General features: G+C 60.0%; 16 protein-coding genes, 2 tRNA genes and 1 other RNA gene. 6 read left to right on the top strand and 13 right to left on the bottom strand.

The window, feature by feature from the left end:
* Positions 1–122: 122 nt before the first annotated feature.
* A complete protein-coding gene (locus Q0K10_RS08785) occupies positions 123–1,376 on the bottom strand; it encodes an FAD-dependent oxidoreductase (protein WP_294505986.1) in 1,254 nt (417 codons plus the stop codon).
* A gap of 109 nt (positions 1,377–1,485) precedes the next feature.
* Here Q0K10_RS08785 and Q0K10_RS08780 point away from each other — a divergent pair, with 109 nt between their 5' ends.
* Complete coding sequence (locus Q0K10_RS08780) at positions 1,486–2,355, top strand: AraC family transcriptional regulator (protein ID WP_294505981.1); 870 nt, start codon at positions 1,486–1,488, stop codon at positions 2,353–2,355.
* A gap of 53 nt (positions 2,356–2,408) precedes the next feature.
* Here Q0K10_RS08780 and Q0K10_RS08775 read toward each other — a convergent pair whose 3' ends face one another.
* The 5 genes from Q0K10_RS08775 to Q0K10_RS08755 all read right to left on the bottom strand — a co-directional run bounded on the left by Q0K10_RS08775 (position 2,409) and on the right by Q0K10_RS08755 (position 5,939).
* Positions 2,409–2,840: a hypothetical protein gene (locus tag Q0K10_RS08775; protein WP_294505978.1), complete on the bottom strand. Its 432-nt coding sequence runs from the start codon at positions 2,838–2,840 to the stop codon at positions 2,409–2,411.
* A gap of 75 nt (positions 2,841–2,915) precedes the next feature.
* Complete coding sequence (locus Q0K10_RS08770; RefSeq protein ID WP_294505975.1) at positions 2,916–4,169, bottom strand: phage terminase large subunit; 1,254 nt, start codon at positions 4,167–4,169, stop codon at positions 2,916–2,918.
* Between the two features lies 1 nt (position 4,170).
* On the bottom strand, positions 4,171–5,667 hold the full coding sequence (locus Q0K10_RS08765; RefSeq protein WP_294505972.1) for a hypothetical protein: 1,497 nt from the start codon (positions 5,665–5,667) through the stop codon (positions 4,171–4,173).
* A 100-nt stretch (positions 5,668–5,767) separates the two neighbouring features.
* Positions 5,768–5,843 (bottom strand) — tRNA-Gly (locus Q0K10_RS08760).
* Positions 5,844–5,863: 20 nt separating this feature from the next.
* Positions 5,864–5,939, bottom strand: a tRNA-Gly gene (locus Q0K10_RS08755).
* Between the two features lie 225 nt (positions 5,940–6,164).
* On the opposite strand from Q0K10_RS08755, the gene Q0K10_RS08750 reads away from it, so the two are divergent.
* Positions 6,165–7,112: a hypothetical protein gene (locus tag Q0K10_RS08750; RefSeq protein ID WP_294505970.1), complete on the top strand. Its 948-nt coding sequence runs from the start codon at positions 6,165–6,167 to the stop codon at positions 7,110–7,112.
* A gap of 46 nt (positions 7,113–7,158) precedes the next feature.
* Positions 7,159–8,061 (top strand): quinolinate synthase NadA, encoded by a 903-nt coding sequence (gene nadA / locus Q0K10_RS08745; RefSeq protein WP_294505968.1) that lies wholly within the window; start codon positions 7,159–7,161, stop codon positions 8,059–8,061.
* Positions 8,062–8,099: 38 nt separating this feature from the next.
* Here nadA and dnaX read toward each other — a convergent pair whose 3' ends face one another.
* The 7 genes from dnaX to ilvD all read right to left on the bottom strand — a co-directional run bounded on the left by dnaX (position 8,100) and on the right by ilvD (position 15,021).
* Positions 8,100–9,827, bottom strand: a complete 1,728-nt coding sequence (gene dnaX / locus Q0K10_RS08740) for a DNA polymerase III subunit gamma/tau (RefSeq protein WP_294505966.1) — start codon at positions 9,825–9,827, stop codon at positions 8,100–8,102.
* 3 nt (positions 9,828–9,830) lie between these two features.
* On the bottom strand, positions 9,831–10,610 hold the full coding sequence (rph, locus tag Q0K10_RS08735) for a ribonuclease PH (RefSeq protein ID WP_294505963.1): 780 nt from the start codon (positions 10,608–10,610) through the stop codon (positions 9,831–9,833).
* Positions 10,611–10,799: 189 nt separating this feature from the next.
* Positions 10,800–11,489 (bottom strand): DUF1559 domain-containing protein, encoded by a 690-nt coding sequence (locus tag Q0K10_RS08730; RefSeq protein WP_294505960.1) that lies wholly within the window; start codon positions 11,487–11,489, stop codon positions 10,800–10,802.
* 16 nt (positions 11,490–11,505) lie between these two features.
* A complete protein-coding gene (locus Q0K10_RS08725; RefSeq protein ID WP_294505958.1) occupies positions 11,506–12,009 on the bottom strand; it encodes a hypothetical protein in 504 nt (167 codons plus the stop codon).
* Positions 12,010–12,137: 128 nt separating this feature from the next.
* An RNA gene (gene ffs, locus Q0K10_RS08720) (signal recognition particle sRNA small type) lies at positions 12,138–12,236 on the bottom strand.
* Between the two features lie 42 nt (positions 12,237–12,278).
* A complete protein-coding gene (accD, locus tag Q0K10_RS08715; RefSeq protein ID WP_366942982.1) occupies positions 12,279–13,127 on the bottom strand; it encodes an acetyl-CoA carboxylase, carboxyltransferase subunit beta in 849 nt (282 codons plus the stop codon).
* Between the two features lie 208 nt (positions 13,128–13,335).
* The gene (ilvD, locus tag Q0K10_RS08710) at positions 13,336–15,021 is read right to left on the bottom strand and encodes a dihydroxy-acid dehydratase (protein ID WP_294505956.1); all 1,686 of its coding nucleotides are present in this window, start codon (positions 15,019–15,021) and stop codon (positions 13,336–13,338) included.
* Positions 15,022–15,197: 176 nt separating this feature from the next.
* Between ilvD and ffh the strand changes: the two genes are divergently transcribed.
* Genes ffh through Q0K10_RS08695 form a run of 3 tightly spaced genes read left to right on the top strand, consistent with a single transcriptional unit; the run spans position 15,198 to position 18,267 of the window.
* Positions 15,198–16,652, top strand: a complete 1,455-nt coding sequence (gene ffh / locus Q0K10_RS08705; protein ID WP_294505954.1) for a signal recognition particle protein — start codon at positions 15,198–15,200, stop codon at positions 16,650–16,652.
* A gap of 12 nt (positions 16,653–16,664) precedes the next feature.
* Positions 16,665–17,462 (top strand): hypothetical protein, encoded by a 798-nt coding sequence (locus Q0K10_RS08700; RefSeq protein WP_294505951.1) that lies wholly within the window; start codon positions 16,665–16,667, stop codon positions 17,460–17,462.
* Between the two features lie 4 nt (positions 17,463–17,466).
* Complete coding sequence (locus Q0K10_RS08695; protein ID WP_294505948.1) at positions 17,467–18,267, top strand: ABC transporter permease; 801 nt, start codon at positions 17,467–17,469, stop codon at positions 18,265–18,267.
* Positions 18,268–18,271 lie beyond the last annotated feature (4 nt).

Here is an 18,271-nt window from a genome sequence, read left to right as displayed (position 1 = left end):
TTTTTTCAACCGGTTCAATCCCGCTTTTTCATCAACCGCGTCTCAGCAGGGACGCAACAGATTCTTAAAATAATCCACCATCCCTCTCTTTTCAAGCTCAAATTACAACTTTTTCGCAATTTTTATGAAGATTTTCGCTGAAACAGCAGCGGTTGAATCTTTGAAACCGGAACATCACGCAACTCACATCCGTTCTTCGCCGCATATGCGGCCGCGGCTCCTGCACCTCCGCCAAGCGCCATCGCAATACACATGACCCGGCAACTCGCCAACGCCTCGTGCGAAGCACTGATGCAGCGCCCGGCAAACAACAGTCCGTCTACCCGGCTCGGAACAAGCACACCGTAGGGAATGTCATAAGGCCTTGCACGCTCGGCCGTACCGACCTCATGTTCATCGCGCCCGGCCGCCTGCCCGCCACCAGCCGGATTGTGGATGTCGATCGCGAAACAGGCACCGTGAACCACTGCATCATCGAATATACGCCCCGCGATGCAATCCGCTTTCTCAAGGCGGGCCACGCCTTCGAAACGTCGCGTCTCCCGCACTCCGATTGCGGCTGGCATCTGTGACACAAACGCATTTTCATAACCCGGCAGGGATTTCCGCAGAAAGTCGACGATCTGAAACGCCTGACGCCGTCCCACGATTTCTGCCCGCGTCAAATCCGCCGACGAGCTCCCGTTGATGTAATTTACCTGAGTCGCATTGATGATGTTTTCATCGTCCCGCACCGCAGCGTAAAGACGAACCACACTGACCGTCTCCGGCAGTCGGCCGGCCGCCTGCGCTTCCAGCACCACCTCTTCCCATGTCCGTCCGTTCACCTTCACTGCGCGCGCCTCCTCCTCGGAGCCGCAGGTAAAACGGCGGACGGGATCGACACCCGCAATCAGGTACATGATGCTGACCGGCTGCATGAGGCCGTCTCCGGCGCGCCCGATCTCGAACGGCACTCCCGCCCGGAACGCAACTTCCCCATCCCCTGTGCAGTCGATCACGCAGCGGGCGCGGAACGAGCGTCTTCCTTCGCGGCACTCGGCTTCCACTCCATTCACCCGGTTTCCGTCCGGGAGAACTCCGCTGACCGATGCGTGAAGCAGAATTTCAGCCCCACGCTCTTGCAAAAGATCGTAAAGCTCCACATCGACGCGCCGGAAGTCGACGCAATGGCCGCCGATCCGTTCCAGAATGGAATCCACCACCAGGCTTTCAACGCCGCCCATCAACGGTCCGACCACCGACTGCACTGCGGTTCCACCCAGCCGCCCGGTGCGTTCGAGCAACAAAGTTTTTGCCCCGCAACCCGCTGCCATCCAGGCAGCTCCGACTCCGGCGGGACCGCCGCCGACCACGATCACATCATAATCCGTCATGATTTCCAAGCCTCCCTTGTTCCGGAATATAGTATACCCGGACATGATCCATTTGAAAATGCATAAAAAAGCTGTATCTTTATAGAAAATTGTTTTTAACCGGAATATTATGACAAACTTTCCCAAAATCGATCCTGATTCTCCCGGGGAAATGCTCCGGAAAGGACTCCGGGCGCTGGAAAGGCGGCGCGGAATCCATCTGACGCTCCACGACTGCCGCGGACTCCTCTGCCATGAGGATGGACGCGCCTTCTTTCCCGATCGCGGCATGCACATGCACCCTTACTGCATTTCCGGGCGATTCGAACTCCCCGGCTGGAACCGGCGCTGCCATGAGGAGTGCATGCTCCGGGTGGAAGCGGCGGGAGACCGGCTGCGCAAACCGTTTCTGCACCACTGCTGGAAAGGTGTGACTGAATTGATCGTACCACTCGAGCGCAATGGCTCGCCCGTACTGCTGCTCTATGCCGGGGTGTTCCGAACGCCCGGGGTGACTCCTCCGGATGACCTCACGCCGGGACTCAGAACACTTTTCGAAACACTCCCCTCCCCGGATGAGCTGCTCGACGAAAATCTCGCGCTCGAGCTGCAACTGCTCGGACAGGGAATCTTATATTACGCCGATCTCTGTCGCCACCGCGCCGGAGCACCGCAGGGGCAGAGCAACCAGATCCGCCGCTTTCTCGAAGAACATGCGCATGAAAACGTCGGGCTGGCCGAACTCGCGGCGGCGATGCATCTCTCCCCCTCGCACTGCTGCCATGTCGTCAAGTATCATTTCGGCAGGCCCTTCCACACTCTGCTGCGGCAGGAACGCATCCGGCGTGCACGCAATCTGCTTGAATCCACCAAAATGCCGCTCAAGGAGGTCGCTGCGGCGGTCGGATTCAGCAACGAGTTCTATTTCAACCGCGAATTCACGCGCGAGTGCGGTGTCACGCCGGGAGAGTTCCGGAAAAGGCGGAACGGAAGTTCGTAATCCCGGCGGACGGCTCGAACCGCGCCCTGATATGCAGAATGCGCATTTCGTGTTCATTGACGGAATGAGTCATGTTCCGATTCACCGCCGCCTTCGGGCGTGCCGGCGACCGCTTTCCGCTCAAACCACAGCGAAATCGCCCACAACACCAGAAGCACGCAAATATCGCGCGGAATCGCAGGAAAACTCCTCAGAAGCAGCGGCATGAAAAGCGCTACGCCCACGCAGGCGCCGATAAACAGCCGTTTCCGAACCAGCCGCGAAAGGCGCACGCAATGAGTCGTAAGACAGGAAAGATAAAAAAAAGGCGGAATGACGAAAAGCGCAATATACCAAAGAAATTTCGGAACCGGCATCTCAGACAACGGCAGCCGGGAGCAGAATTCGTTCCATGCAAGACTCCCGCAAAAGAGCGCAAGCATATTTGTCACCTGCAGATAGTGCAACAATCCCAGAAGCGACAGAATACAGAAAAAAAACCTCATAATCCGAATCTCCATCCTGACTTTCCGATAATGTACAGCTTCTTGACGTGGATTACCACTCCCGGATACAACAAATCAGGCGGGAATCAGACGGGAAGCGCCGCTCCCGGAACTTAACACCGTGACCGCCCAGACCAGCGCATCGAGCCGATCCGGACTCGCCGAACTCGCAGGCGTGAATCCGGTCATCTCCTCCTCCAGTTCGGGGAAGCGGCCGACATGGTGCACCCTGCCCTGTTCATAAAGCGCCGCAACGGGTTCGGCTCTGGCGATTTTCCCGCGGGTGGCGCGCACGGAGCTGTAACTCAGACTCCAGTTGACCTGTCGGAGAACGGTTTCCACGAGTTCTCCTCCATTGTTGACCTCGCCGATGACCCGGTCGGCCTGAAACCGTTCGTACTCCGCATTGACCGCCGCAGCCCATTCAAGCGGACGCCCCCGGCGGCTTGCGTCAGAAAGGACGTAGAAGTGATTGTCCCTCGAACGTCCGACTGTGACGATCCCGGTCGTGTCGCTCGCGGGGTTGCCGGTCACGGCGGGGTCTACTCCGACGACGATCCGGTCGAGTTCCGGAGCGTTCGCCACACGATTCCGGTCGATGAGCCGCTGTGACCAGAGCGCTCCGGCCATGTCGTCGAGCCAGGCTCCTTCGAGAAACCGGGCCCGCTGCCGTTCCGGCAGTCCGGCAAGCGTCTCCTCCAGATATCCGGCGGGGAGATTTTCCGCATTCTCCGCAGGATTCAGCAGCATCGACGCGTACTGTCGCGGAAAGACAAGCGGCAGATTCGATTCCGGATCGATCTTCTCCATGAACAGCCGGTAACTCCAGTGAGATTTGCCGGAGGGATTGCAGTCAAAATAGGCTTTGTTCACGAGCGACGTTTTCTGCGCGAGGCGGGTCAGCGCCGTATTGACCTCCTCATATCCGATCTCGGAACACTCGTTGAAGTAGAGCGTGCTGAACTCCTTGCCGAGAATCTTATCGGCCCGCTCCCCCGCGTCAAGTCCGCCGAACCAGATCTCCGAGCGGTTCGGCAGCCGCACGAACTGGTCGCGCGCGGACTCCTTCAGACGCAGCTGCGGGAATGCCAGGCGAACCACCTTCGGCAGCGTATCCATCAGCACCGACTGCCGAACCGCGTTCGAGTGCAGACGCAGAATCGCATGGCGACTGCCCGGAACACGCAATGCGCGAACCAGAAGCGCGTAGACGAGGATGAATGTTTTTCCGGAACGGGACCCGCCGAACAAAAGCACGTAACGACTTCCTCCGCCGAGCAGTTTCAACGCCCGGCGCTGCGCCGGAGTCTTGCGGAAGGAGTGCGCCATGTCAACGCTCTTCCCAGTAGTTCGGATTCCAGGAGAAACCTCCCGGCGCGCGCTGATAGCTGCGGGTGATGCGCGTGTACAGATTCCCCTCATCGTCGAAAACTTCCCGGCTGGACTGGCGGATCCGCAGATAAGAGCCGTTGATGCCCTCCACCGACATCTGCTGCACGCGGACGCTCGCCCACTCGATGAGATCGTCGATCTGGGATTTCGTGTCACCACGTTTGAACGTGGTCACGGTCAGGATCAGACAGCGGTACGTGGCGTTGATCATGCAGATCGGCAGCCAGCCGTCCGTCTGAAGCGGACACTCGTAAGTGCTGTTCCAATTCGGGATCGGCATATATTTCCCGCTCGGAAGCAGCTGATATCCGGCCATCTGCGCCTGTATCTGAAAATCCGCCATATCCACGGAGATATCCGTCCGCGTCGACAGGTCGGAACGATCGTCGACGGAATATCGCTCGAACAGCCCGGGATTGTTCCGATGCTGCACCTCGACATCCACCTCGTATTCCATCGAAGAAAGCTGTTTCGGTACGATGTCCGTAATCAGGCAGTTCGCCTCCGGCCAGTCGGCCGGTGCGGTGCCGGTCAGCCCGAGAAACGAGGAGAGCTCCTCCGCAGCGACGCGCCAGCGGGCGTTCCAGACGATCTTCCGCCGGATCGTCCCGGCCCGGGTCGTCCCCGCAAACGACTCCGTGCGGACTTTCGAAATGCAGCGCGTCTCGACCTTGCGGGCGAGCAGCGTAACCTCGTATCCGGCCTTTCCGAAGGGTTTTGAAGCAGCCGAGACCAGCAGGAATTTTTCGCCTGCCCACGCTTCCGGCTCGCCGACCGGATGGGCCGCAAGAAAGGAGTCGAACGCTTCGGAACTCACGAACCAGACGACGGAACAGGTTTCAAAACCGTCATCGTCGAAACCGTGCTCCGGCAGGCCGAGCTGGAAGGTCGTTGTTTCACGCGCAGTCACCTCGAACTCGCACCCCGCCACGCCCTGATCGGTCAAGGTGCAGGCGGAGCAGACGAAAGCGCCGCCTTCCCATTCAAGCAGCGTGCCCGGCCGGGGAATCAGGGAGTTGTCTGCTCCGGCGGGAAGGCGGAACCGGCGGCGCCGCTGCAGAGAACCGTCGGCTCCGAACGTATCGACCGTCTCCCCCACGGCGACAGGCAGAAGCGGCCCGGTCTCTTCTCCCCCTTCCCCCTCCCCCGCCGCGGCGAATCCGGTGCCGGAATAGATCACGCGGCAGGTTCCGGCGTTGACCGGGTTGAATTCGATCGCCGCGACCGACAGTTGCGTGGAAAATTCATACGAGCCGTCCGGCAGCGGCACCCGGAACGGATCACCCACCGCGCCCGCCCAGGCGCGCGCTTCCTCAAGCAGCTGCCCGGCGGATTCCGCCGGTTCGGCGAGAGCGAGAAGCCAGGCACTTTCGAGTGTGACAAGACCGTCGCCGGTGATCTTCAGGTTCGCGTGGTAAAGATTCTCTGCAATCATGGTTCACCTCCGTGCGTAGTGGAATCATGACAACAGATGAGATGTCAACCTTTCCGTTCAAACACGGGATCGCGGGAATCTGGAAACAAGAGAAAAAAAATGGAGCGAGTGACCGGAATCGAACCGGCGACAATCACGTTGGCAACGTGATGCTCTACCAACTGAGCTACACTCGCACCTGTGTGAATTCGAAAAATGGAGCGAGTGACCGGAATCGAACCGGCGACAATCACGTTGGCAACGTGATGCTCTACCAACTGAGCTACACTCGCACTTTTCGTTTTCAACGTTGTACAATATATAACCGCTTCTGAAAAATGCAAGCATCGGACCGCATTTTTTTTGAAATTTTCCGGTTTGGATCCTTCCGGTCTCCGGCCGGGCCTCGCTCCTTATCGCAGGAAGCCCCGGCGGAAACAGTTCACGGTTTGAAAAAAAAACTTTCCATATTATGTTAATAACACGTCATCCCGATCAACATCGAAAGCAGAAAAATTATGAGAGTTTTGAATACGTTGTCCACCGCGTTCGCCGTCGCCCTGCTGGCTGCGGGCTGTTCGCTTTTTCCGACCGGGCCGGCTCTGTCGGAAAAGGCGCCCCGTGCGCTCGCATACCAGCTCGGCGAGGAGTCCAGGGCGCTGGTCATCCCCGTCTGCGACTACGGAGACGCCCTCGCAGTCGGCACGCCGCGCGTACTGCGTGCGCCGTTCCGCGAAGTTGCGCTCCTGAACGGTGAATGCAGCCGCTTTTTCGAGCGCCGGCGACAGCCCGCGCGGCTGCTTGTGCTCACGTGTTCTGGGGAACTCTGGTCGATGATTCCGCTCGAAGCGCAGGAAGAGCCTTTCGCGTTCTTCCGGTCGAAACTCGACGAAGCGGGGAAAGCAGCTCTGCTTGCGGAGCTCAAGGCGCGCACATTTGAAGTCGCTTCCGCAACTTCCCCGTGGCTCATGCCGGGGGCGGAGTTCGACGGCAAGGCGCTCCCGGTCGAACCGCTCGAAGAGGATGCCGACTGGTCGCCCGGCATCGCCTTCGTCGAAGCCGTACAGCCGGAGAGCCCCCCCGAACCGTTCCGCCCGTTCGACCGCAGCGCCGCAAAAGCCGGGGTCTACTGCCAGGCCGAACGTTCCCATGCGAAGCCGGACTACGCACCGAATGCGGTTCTGACGCTCGACTTCGCGAAGGATCAGCCGGTCAAAATCGGGAGCAGGGCCGAATTCTCCGACCCGGCCGAGCTCCGGGAAGCGCTGAAACTTCACCTCGCAAGCGGGCGGTACGCTCTGCTGCGGATCCGGCTCGCCGCCGTCGAGGACATCTTTGCGCTCGAGCACAGCGGAACAGGCGCAGTCGCCCGGAGTCTGGCCGACCATTACGGTTCGGATCTTCTCATCGAACTGCCGGACGGCAAAACCTTCTGGCGCTGCAGTCGCTGCTTCTCCCCGGAATAGACGGGAGGAAACCTTTCAACATTTCAACCACATCAGGAGTTTACAGATGAATCTGATCGAAGAAATCAAACAGCTCAAGACCGAACGCAACGCGGTCATTCTCGCCCACAACTACGTGCGCCCCGAACTTCAGGAGATTGCGGACTTCACCGGAGACTCGCTCGAACTCTCGATCAAGGCGAAGAACGTGAAAGCCGAGACAATCGTCTTCTGCGGCGTCCGCTTCATGGCCGAGACCGCGAAGCTGCTCTCTCCCGACTCGGTCGTGCTGCTGCCGAATCCCGACGCGGGCTGTCCGATGGCGGACATGGCGGCGGCGGACGCGGTTGCGGCCTATCGCGCCGCGCATCCGGAGGCGTTTCTCGTCGCTTACGTGAACACCACCGCCGACGTGAAGGCGCACGTCGATCTCTGCTGCACCTCCGGCAATGCCGAGAAAATCATCTCCGAGCTGCCGGAAGGACAGGAGGTCCTCTTTCTGCCGGACCGCAATCTCGGCGGCAATATGAACCGCAAACTCGACTGCAAAATGGATCTCTGGCCCGGCTGCTGCCCGACGCACGACCGCGTTACCCCGGAGATGATCGCCGAAGCGCGCGCCGCCCACCCCGGAGCCAAGGTGCTCGTTCACCCGGAATGTACGCCGGAGGTCGTCGCCGCCGCGGACCAGGCGCTCAGCACGGGCGGAATTCTGAAATTCGTCCGGGAGTCGTCTGACAAGGCGTTCATCATCGGCACGGAATCCGGGATTCTGCACCGTCTGCGCAAGGAGAATCCGGGCAAGGAGTTCTATCCGCTCCAGCCGGAGATGATCTGCCCGGACATGAAGAAAATCACGCTCGAGAACGTCCGCGACTGCCTGAAAAATATGGCCCCGCGCATCGAACTCTCCGAAGAGATCCTGCGCGAGGCCGTCAAACCGATTGAGGCGATGATCGCGCGTTCCTGAACAAAACGCGCTCTCCGCGTCCGATCCCGGAGCCGGAGTTACGGCTCCGGACGGTGAATATCCACGACTTTGCCCCCGAAGAGATCGACGATCTCGTGAACGACCGGATCCTGGAGCGCATCTTCGAGCGCTTTCGGATTGTCGTTTGCAATGCTGCGCCGTTTGCGGCGGCCCGGCTTCGTTTCAGGAGCGAGCTTCTCCGCGGAGTCCTCCTCGGGCAGCAACGGCATCTCAAGCGGAATTTCCACCGTCTCTCCGGTCGATGCATCGAACTCCTGCATCGCCTCATCCCCGGTGGCGGATGGCGCGACAGGTTCACTCCCGGCAGCAGCTTCCGGCTCAGGCGCTGATTCCGGTTCCGGCGCAGCAGCTTCCGGCTCAGGCGCTGATTCCGGTTCCGGAGCAGCAGCTTCCGGCTCAGGCGCTGATTCCGGTTCCGGAGCAGGCTCCGGCTCAGAGATCGGCGCAGGCTCCGGTTCGGCCACTGCTTCCGGCTCAGGAGCGGGCGCAGGCACGGCTTCCGCCTTTGCCACGGGGCGCTCGATCACCACGACTTCGGGAGCGGCGGGTTTGATCTCGGCGGGGAGCTGTTCGAGAAACTTGAGTTCGCCCGCGGTGCGCAGCTGATTCAGTCGGGCGAGCAAATCGTTGATCCGAACGGCATGCGCCTCGCGCATCGCCTTGAGCAGAATCGTCTCAAGATAAACCTGTTTATTGAGCGCATCATGCAGGACGCGGCCGACGGGAGCGACGGTTTCAAGCAGGATCTGCAGCGTATCGGGACGGACGATCTTCGCAAGTTTGCGGTAGTGTTCGATCGTCTCGGGCGCCTCGTTCAGCACCTCGCCCGGATCGGGGAGAATTCCACAGAGCTGCACCGCCCGCAACGCTTCGAGCAGATCGTCGAAAAGCGTCTCCAGATTCTTCCCCTTCTTCGACAGGTTCGCGATGACTTTCACAACTTCGCCGGGCTGGTTGCGCAGCATCGCCAGCAGAATCGCATCAAGATCCGCGCGGTCGGTCAACCCGAAGAGCGAAAGCACCTGTTCGCCCGTGATCGCATTCCCATCCCCCTGCGCGAAAAACGCGATCATCTGATCGAGCAGAGACTGCGCGTCGCGCATGCCGCCTTCTGCCGCGCGCGCGATGGCGTTGATCGCGTCGTCGTTGATCGCGACGCCCTCGCGGTCCGCGATCAGCCGCAGCCGTTCGGCGATCCGGCGGGTCGGGATCGGCAGCAGGTCGAACCGCTGACAGCGCGAGATGATGGTTTTCAACACCTTGTGCACCTCGGTCGTCGCGAAGATGAACTTCACATGGGCGGGGGGTTCCTCGACGGTTTTGAGCAGCGCGTTCCATGCCTGCGCGGTCAGCATGTGGACTTCGTCGATGATGTAGATCTTGTAACGCCCGGCGACAGGCTGGTGCATCACATCCTCGGCGAGTTCGCGCATATCGGCGGCGGAGTTGCGGCTGGCGGCGTCGATCTCGATCACGTCGAGACTGCTCTCCTCCATGATCGCGCGGCAGGAGGCGCATTTACAGCACGGTTCGCCGTCCTGCGGATCAAGACAGTTCATCGCCTTGGCGAAAATGCGCGCGAGTGTGGTTTTGCCGACGCCGCGCGGGCCGACGAAGAGGTACGCATGCGCGGTCCGTTGTTTGCGGATCGCGTTTTCGAGCGTCCGCACCACATGCTCCTGCCCGACCACGTCGGCGAAACACTGCGGACGCCACTTCCGGGCGATTACCTGATATTCGCTCATCGCTTAAAACTCCCCGAACAGGTCACCGGTCGCTTCGGCCGCGGTCAGAGGCGGCACGACGGAAGCGATCACCTCATTCTGAATCCGGAAAATCTGTTTCAAACCGTGTTCGGCCAGATCGATGAGTTCGTTGAGCTGTTTCCGCGAGAAGGGCGCTCCCTCGGCGGTTCCCTGAACTTCGACGAGTTTTCCGGATTCGGTCATAACCACATTCATATCGACCTCGGCGGAGGAGTCCTCCTCATAACAGAGGTCGAGCATCGGCACGCCGCCGACGATTCCGACGCTGATCGCCGCGACGTTCTCACGCAGCGGACAGCCCGCGAAATTCGCCCGTCCCCATTCGCTGCGGCACGCGAGTCCGAGTGCGACCGCCGCACCCGTGATGCTCGCGGTGCGGGTGCCGCCGTCGGCGTCGATCACATCGCAGTCGATGCTGGCGGTGTTTTCGCCGAGTTCGTTCAGATCGACCACTGCGCGCAGCGAGCGGCCGATCAGCCGCTGGATCTCCATCGTGCGTCCGCCCTGTTTCCCGGCGGAGGCTTCGCGCCGCATGCGCTCGTGAGTCGACGCCGGGAGCATGCCGTATTCGCAGGTGACCCAGCCGCCGGGGACCTTCTGCGCCTTCATCCACGGCGGAACTTTCGCTTCGACCGTAACCGCGCAGATCACCCGGGTTCCGCCGCACTCGATCAGAACCGAAGAGAGCGGGTGTGAGAGATAGTTCGGGTGAATGATGATCTTGCGAAGCTCATCCGGAGCGCGGCCGTCGATGCGTGTCATAGGTAAAAGAGTCTCCCTCTCAAAAAAAACGGTGAATGATTTCGAAACGCCCGGCAGATTCTCCGATTCCGGGCCGTCGATAAATATATGCTCTCTCCGGCCTTATTACAAATGGCGCACGGGAAAAACCCGCGCTTTTTCGCGACCCGGAAACGAAGCCGGGCGCCCTCCGCCGCCGGACGAAACGGGTTACTTCTTCTCGCCCCGCCCGGAGGAGACGGTTTGATCGGAGTAAATGAGATTGCGATAAGCTCCGGGGTGGTTTCCGGCGAGGTCGCGCAGAATGAGGAACGGCGCTTCATCGGAACGATGCCCCTGCCCGAAGTATTCGTAGTCGCTCCACTCCGGATTCGGGCGCCACCGGCTCGGACAGCGGTAGATGGCCTCGTCCGACAGAACGCCCGTATCGGAGAGCGTTCGCAGATCGGGAGGATATGCGCCGCCGTTCTCGTCGGCATACCAGGACAAAGCCAGAACGATCTGCTTGAGATTGCTCCGGCAGGAGATACGCCGAGCCCGTTCCGTGGCGCGCCCCAGCGGCGGCATTCCGGCGATGAAAGTAAAAAGCACAAGGCAGATACAGCCGAACACGATCCCCGCCTTCTTCCAGTCGCGCGCGTTCCGGGCAAACAAGGCGGAAATGGTGATTGCGAGCGAGGAAAGCACCAGAAAACCCGACCCGATGGCCAGAAATCCATACAGCCGGAAAGCCGCGAACTCCTCCCAGTGGTCATACCAGCTCACCGGCAGAACCGGATAAAGAATCCGCGGGGAATCAAGAAGCGGCCAGAGGAGAAACTCCCAGATCAGATCGAGCAGAACGATCCAGAACCACGGCTGTTTCAGCAGCCAGGTCGCCCGTTGTCCAAATTTCGGCATCGCGCCTCCTTCCTCGTCACAGCCCCATGGCTTTCCCGGGCTCTTCGAGGTCCGTCAAATCCCCCCGGATTTCCAGCGAACTGGATTCAGAATCGCAATTCAGCTTCAATACGACCCTGCCGTTGCTGAAACGGAACACCATCGTCGGATCGTTCGACAACGTCCTTTCCCCCTTGACCTTGCAATGCGTTTCCAGCCCGGCGGAAACCCGGTTGAATTCCGCGAGGCCGTCGGCGTGGTTTTTGAAAGTCTGCCATTTCGAGAAGGTAAAACTCTCTCCGGCCTGCCTCGTATTCAGAGAATAACAGATTGCGGAACCCGTAAACGGATTCGGGGGATCGACCACACCCATGACCTCTTTGCGGGAAACCTTCCTCTCCTGCGTCAAAGCCGTTGCCGCAGGAGCCGCCGGAAGCGGCATCAAAAAGGCAGTCAAGAAAAAGAAGATGAACAGATTCCGTATGATGCCCGGTACGAGACTCTTCCGGACTTCAGACCCATGCGAACACTCGATTCTCATTTCACAACCTCCCGGTACCGGTCAGCCGAATCAATCGCTTTCTGCTCCCAAGAATACCATACCCCCGCAATTCAGGGATTGCAAATTCCTTCAGCGGCAGTGTTCTGAAAAAGACAAAAAAAGAGCCGCCGGATCAGATGACCCGTGGCTTGTCAAAAGCATGTATTGAGCTGCTTGGTTCCCCACCTGACTCGGTATACCCATTTGACAACGCACGAGGTCCAACCCGGCGGCAAAATTCGTATCGCGTTTTATAGTATATCCTGTTTTCAGAAAATTTCAAGCAGGAATTGAAGCTCTTTTTTCAGATTTTTGCGCTCAACCACGCGGTCGATCAACCCTTTGTCGAGCAGAAACTCCGCCGTCTGGAACCCTTCCGGCAGCTTCGAATTGGTCGTCTCCTGAATCACGCGCGGCCCGGCGAAACCGATCATCGCGCCCGGCTCGGCCAGAATCACATCCCCGACCGCCGCGAAACTCGCGGTCACGCCGCCGTAGGTCGGATTCGTCAGAATCGCAATGTAGGGCAGCCCCGCCTCGCTGTGGCGCGCGAGCGCCCCGCAGGTCTTGGCCATCTGCATGAGGCTAAGGATTCCCTCCTGCATGCGCGCGCCGCCCGAAGCGGTCACGAGCACCACCGGCTCCTTCGCCGCGGTCGCGGCTTCCACGAGACGCGCGATCTTTTCGCCGACCACGGAACCCATCGAGGCTCCCATGAACCGGAAGTCCATCACGCCGAGCTTGAACGGTTTCCCGCCGAGCGTCGCCGAACCGCAGACGATCGCGTCGCCAAGCCCGGTCTTCTTCACGCTCTCCTCGAGGCGCGCGCCGTAGGGTTTGCTGTCCACAAAACCGAGCGGGTCAACGCTGCGCAAAGCCGCATCCATCTCGACGAAACTGTCGGGATCGGTCAGGGTTTTGATGCGCGTCTGCGCGTTCATCGGCAAATGGCAGTTGCAATACCAGCAGACCTGGAGATTGTCCTCGAGCCGGTCGGTATAGAGGGTCTGGCCGCAACTTTTGCATTTCACCCACGACCCGTCCGGGATGATCATTTTCCGTTCTCCGTGGGCGGGCATCCGCAAGGTGGAGTACTTTCCGCTGCTGAACAATGACATATTAAGTTTCCAACTCCAGTTAAAGGCAACTTATTCCGGGCCGGTTCCGACGCCCGCCGTAAAAAAATCAAAAGCACCAGTCGATTAATATACCTCCTCTCCGGAAAATTTCAATTGCCGATTTGCAATATTCAGCCATCACACCTCAGAATTTCCGCGAAACGGCAAAGAAAAAGCGCGGCTTTCACCGCGCTCTTCCGGAACCGCCTCAGCGAACCTTCAGCACGCCGCCGGTATCGGCGCTGGTCGCGAGCGAGGCGTACTTCGCAAGATAACCGGTCTTGATTTTCGGCTCGCGCGGCTGCCACTTTGCGCGGCGCTCCGCAAGGACCGCATCCGGAACATCCAGACGCACCGAACGGTTCGGGATGTCGATCTCGATCATGTCGCCGGGTTCGACCAGGCCGATCAGCCCGCCCGCCGCCGCCTCGGGACTCACATGCCCGATGCAGGCGCCGTGAGTCGCCCCGGAAAAACGACCGTCCGTGATGAGCGCGACCGATGAACCGAGCCCGCGCCCCATGATGTACGAGGTCGGAGCAAGCATCTCCTGCATGCCGGGACCGCCCTTCGGCCCCTCGTAACGGATCACGACCACGTCGCCCTCCTTCACCCTGCCGCCGAGAATGCCTTCGCACGCCTCCTCCTGGCTCTCGAAGATCACGGCCGGGCCGCGATGGGTCAGCATCTTCGGATCGACGCCGGCGGCCTTGACCACGCAGCCGTTTTCAGCGAGGTTGCCGAAGAGAATCGCCAGCCCGCCCTTTTCGCTGTACGCATTGTCGAGCGTGCGGATCACGGTGCCGTCCGCATCCGGAGCGGCCGCGAGCTGTTCGCCGAGCGTCAGGCCCGAAATCGTCGGCGCGGAGCCGTCGATCAGCCCCGGCTTCTTCGCGATCTCCTTTAAGATCGCCATGATTCCTCCGACCTTGTTGCACTGTTCGACAATGTGGAACTCGCCGCGCGAAGGAGCAAGCCGGCAGATGTTCGGCGTCTCGCGCGAAATGGCGTCGAGATCCTTCAAATCGACCTTCAAGCCCGCCTCGTTCGCCACCGCCAGCGTATGAAGCACCGTGTTCGACGAACCGCCCATGGCCATGTCGAGCACGAGCGCGTTGCGGAACGACTTCGCGGTCACGAAATCCTTCGCGCGCGGCGGATTCTCCATCTTCGCAAGTTCTACGATCCGGAACGCCGCCCGGCGCCAGAAGTCGATCCGCTCGGGCGAATCCGCTGCGATCGTGCCATTGCCGGGAAGCGCGATTCCCAGCGCTTCGCAGAGGCAGTTCATGCTGTTCGCCGTGAACATCCCCGAGCAGGATCCGGCGCCCGGACACGCCGTGCATTCGAGTTCATGCAGCTGCTCGTCATCGATCTTGCCGACCACGCGGGCGGCGACTCCCTCGTAGATCGAGTTGAAGTCGGTGTCATGCGCGGCGCCGGGGGTGTGGCCCGCGCGCATCGGCCCGCCGGAAGCGAAGATCGTCGGGATGTTCAGCCGCATCGCGCCCATCAGCATGCCCGGAACCACCTTGTCGCAGTTCGGAATGCAGATCATCGCGTCGAACGGATGGGCCGAACCCATCGTCTCGACGCTGTCGGCGATGATTTCGCGACTCGCAAGTGAATACTTCATGCCGGTGTGACCCATCGCAATGCCGTCGCAGACCGCGATCGTGTTGAATTCATACGGGACGCCGCCTGCCTCGCGGATCGCCTCGCAGACGATTTCGCCGACCTTCTTCAGATGGCAGTGACCGGGAACGATGTTCGTGTAGGAGTTGCAGACGCCGATGAACGGCTTTTCAAAATCCCCGTCCTTGAGCCCGGTTGCCCGCATGAGGCTGCGGTGCGGCGTGCGCTCGAGCCCCTTCTTCATGATATCGCTGCGCATGGTTACTCTCCTTCAAATGCATGTTGCGTTGTCATAAAATACCATTCCAATGACGGGAAAGCAATCGAATGTTACGGATTTTTTGAACGTTCTCTTGAAGTTGAACGGGAATCAAGATATATTAAACGATGTTATGTTCAAGAATGGGATTAATATAAGGAAGAAAGAAGGAAGGTATGTTCGAATCGCTCAGCGACAAGCTGCATGACGTATTCCGCAAACTGCGCGGACAAAGCACGCTCACGGAAGCCAACATCACCGATGCGATGCGCGAGATCCGGCTCGCGCTGCTCGACGCGGACGTGAACATCAAAATCGTCTCGGAATTCATCGAGGCGGTCAAGAGCGAATGCCTCGGACAGGAGGTCATCAAGAGCGTGACGCCGGGGCAGCAGGTGGTCAAGATCGTCCACGACGAACTTGTGAAACTCCTCGGCGGCGGCGCCTCGGAACTCGAATTCAAATCGAAACCGACCGTCATCATGCTCGTCGGTCTCCACGGCAGCGGCAAAACCACCACCGCGGGCAAACTCGCGCTGCTGCTGAAACGGCAGGGGAAGAAAGTTCAGCTCGTCGCGGGCGACGTCTACCGCCCCGCCGCCATCGATCAGCTCGAAATCATCGGCCGCGAAATCGGGATTCCGGTTCACGCCGAACGCACGAGCGTGAATGTCGCGGCAATCGCGACCAACGCGGTCGACCAGGCGCGCGCCGCCGGAACCGATGTGGTCATCATCGACACGGCCGGCCGGCTGCAGATCGACGACACGATGGTTCAGGAGCTCGTCCGCATCCGCCAGGCGGTCCATCCGGACGAAGTGCTGCTCGTCGCGGACGCCGCCCTCGGTCAGGAGGCGGTCTCGGTGGCCGAACACTTCCACCAGGCGCTCGACCTCACCGGGTTCATCCTCACCAAGCTCGACGGCGATGCGCGCGGCGGTGCGGCGCTCTCGATCCGCAAAGTTACGAACTGCCCGGTCAAATTCATCGGCATGGGCGAAAAACTCGACAGTCTGGAGGTGTTCCACCCCGACCGCATGGCCGGGCGTATCCTCGGCATGGGCGACGTGGTCTCCCTCGTCGAAAAGGCCGCCGAGGAGATCGACGAGGAAGAGGCCAGAAAACTCCAGGAGAAACTGCGCGCCAACAAGTTCGACTATGACGACTTCCTCGCCCAGCTGCGCCAGATCAAAAAACTCGGCGGCATGGAGAGCATCCTCAAATTTCTGCCCGGCGGCCGCCAGATCGCCAGCGCCATGAGCGAGGTCGACCCGCGCCACTTCATGCGCATGGAAGCGGTCATCCTCTCGATGACGAAGGCGGAACGCGCAAATCCGGAACTCATGAACTTCTCGCGCAAAAAGCGCATCGCGAAAGGCTCCGGCGTGCCGGTCGAAATGGTCAGCGGACTCGTAAAACAGTTCGAGGGTATGCGCAAGATGATGAAGCAGAGCGGCCCGCTCGGACGGCTTCTCTCCGGCGGTTCGCTTCCGGAGAGCAACGGAGTTCCCGGCTCGTTCGGCGGACTTTTCGGCGGCCCGACCCCGCTCTCCCGCAAGGAGCAGGAGAAAAAGAAAAGGCTCGCAAAACTCGCAAAGAAACAGCGCGCGAAACAGCGCAAAAAACGGTAAGGAGTCAGTCTCGTGTACAGCATGATTATCTCCCTGGTGGTCGGAGCTGCGATCGGTGCGCTCACCAGCCGGGATCTCGGAGTGACATGGGGAATCGTCTGCGGAATCGGCGCATTTCTGATTTCGCAGCTGGTCATCATGCTCATTCTGCGCAAAAAACTCAACCGCATCCAGCTCGGCATGCAGCAGACGATGCAGGCCGCCCAGGCACGGATCGCCCGGCAGGTGCAGAATTTCCAGCAACGCCCCGTCGGCAGTCCGAAGATGATGCAGCAGAAACTCGAATCGATGCAGAACGACGCCCTGCATGAGGCATTGCGGATGACCACCGCATTCGACCCGTTTTACCGTTGGAACTGGATGCTCGCCAAACAGATCAATACGATGAAGATGCAGCTCTATTTCCAGCTGAAGGATTTTGCCGCGGCCGACAAACTCATGCCCAAGTGCCTGCTCTTCGACGCGCGTTCTCTTGCGATCAAGCTCGTGCGGATGTACAAGAAGGAAGATCCGAAACTCGACACCTTCTACCGGAAGAAGTGCCGCCGCTTCAAGGGCGAGGACGGAGCGTTCCTGAGCTGCGTCTACGCCTGGATCAAACTCAAGCAGAACGATGCCGCCAAAGCGCTCGCAGCGCTGGTCGAAGCGAAGAAGAACTCCGACAACGCCGTGCTGCTCGCCAATTACGACAACCTGGTCAACGGCCGGAACAAACACTTTTCGAACGCCGGATTCGGCGACAACTGGTACGCACTTTATATGGAAGAGCCGAAAGTGAGGCCGCAGAAAGTGCAGCAGAGGATGTATTGAGATTTTGAATCCCGGAGTGGAACAGCTCAAGGCGATCAGCCGCCGCTTCCGCCCGCTTCTGCAGGACGGAACCCGCCCGCTTGAATTCATCGGGAGGATCGCGGCGGAGGTACCTTCGTTGCTTCGCAACGGGATGCGGAAGCGGGACCTGCGTTACTACCTGGATCTGTGCGGCGTTCAGGCGCTGCCGATCGTGCTTTTGATCTGTCTGCTCATGGGGATGGTCATGGCGGTCAACGGGCAGATTCAGCTCTCGAAACTCGGGCAGGAGATTTTTGTGGCCGACGCGGTCGGGCTCGTGGTGGTCAAGGAGCTCGGCCCGCTCATGGTCGCGATGGTGATGACCGGATGGGCAGGGTCGGCGTTTGCGGCGGAAGTCGGGACGATGAAACTTGACGAACAGATCAGCGCGCTCGAAACGATGGGGATCCGTCCGGAGTCGTTTCTGGTCTTTCCCAAGCTCACGGCGATGCTTGTTTCGATGCCGATTCTGACGATCTTCGGCGATGCGGCCGGGATTCTCGGGGGGATGCTCATCGGGGTCACGAGCATGCGGATTCCGCCCGTGGCCTACTGGACGAGAACACTCGAATCGCTCGATGTGACGACCTTCCTGCTCGGGGCGGCCAAGAGCGTCCCGTTCGCGCTGCTCATCACGCTGGCGGGGTGCTACTGCGGATTCAACGCGGCAAACAACTCGCAGGGAGTCGGTCGCGGCGCGACGAAAGCGGTGGTCAGTTCGATTTTTCTCATCGTGGTGGCGGATGTGTTCATCACGATACTGTACTCATTTATCGGTTATTGACACG

Origin of the sequence: uncultured Victivallis sp., from assembly GCF_944391105.1 — a bacterium.
GTDB lineage: Bacteria > Verrucomicrobiota > Lentisphaeria > Victivallales > Victivallaceae > Victivallis.
Note: the sequence above shows the minus strand (reverse complement) of the source record. Positions and strands in the feature narration are given on the sequence as shown.

What these genes read in the sequence shown, in the direction of transcription:
- Q0K10_RS08785 (WP_294505986.1), bottom strand. Translation starts at nt 1,376, where the DNA reads ATGACGGATTATGATGTGATCGTGGTCGGCGGCGGTCCCGCCGGAGTC.
- rph (WP_294505963.1), bottom strand. Translation starts at nt 10,610, where the DNA reads ATGACACGCATCGACGGCCGCGCTCCGGATGAGCTTCGCAAGATCATC.
- accD (WP_366942982.1), bottom strand. Translation starts at nt 13,127, where the DNA reads ATGTCATTGTTCAGCAGCGGAAAGTACTCCACCTTGCGGATGCCCGCC.
- nadA (WP_294505968.1), top strand. Translation starts at nt 7,159, where the DNA reads ATGAATCTGATCGAAGAAATCAAACAGCTCAAGACCGAACGCAACGCG.
- Q0K10_RS08725 (WP_294505958.1), bottom strand. Translation starts at nt 12,009, where the DNA reads ATGAGAATCGAGTGTTCGCATGGGTCTGAAGTCCGGAAGAGTCTCGTA.
- Q0K10_RS08770 (WP_294505975.1), bottom strand. Translation starts at nt 4,169, where the DNA reads ATGGCGCACTCCTTCCGCAAGACTCCGGCGCAGCGCCGGGCGTTGAAA.
- Q0K10_RS08765 (WP_294505972.1), bottom strand. Translation starts at nt 5,667, where the DNA reads ATGATTGCAGAGAATCTTTACCACGCGAACCTGAAGATCACCGGCGAC.
- ffh (WP_294505954.1), top strand. Translation starts at nt 15,198, where the DNA reads ATGTTCGAATCGCTCAGCGACAAGCTGCATGACGTATTCCGCAAACTG.
- Q0K10_RS08775 (WP_294505978.1), bottom strand. Translation starts at nt 2,840, where the DNA reads ATGAGGTTTTTTTTCTGTATTCTGTCGCTTCTGGGATTGTTGCACTAT.
- Q0K10_RS08750 (WP_294505970.1), top strand. Translation starts at nt 6,165, where the DNA reads ATGAGAGTTTTGAATACGTTGTCCACCGCGTTCGCCGTCGCCCTGCTG.
- dnaX (WP_294505966.1), bottom strand. Translation starts at nt 9,827, where the DNA reads ATGAGCGAATATCAGGTAATCGCCCGGAAGTGGCGTCCGCAGTGTTTC.
- ilvD (WP_294505956.1), bottom strand. Translation starts at nt 15,021, where the DNA reads ATGCGCAGCGATATCATGAAGAAGGGGCTCGAGCGCACGCCGCACCGC.
- Q0K10_RS08780 (WP_294505981.1), top strand. Translation starts at nt 1,486, where the DNA reads ATGACAAACTTTCCCAAAATCGATCCTGATTCTCCCGGGGAAATGCTC.
- Q0K10_RS08730 (WP_294505960.1), bottom strand. Translation starts at nt 11,489, where the DNA reads ATGCCGAAATTTGGACAACGGGCGACCTGGCTGCTGAAACAGCCGTGG.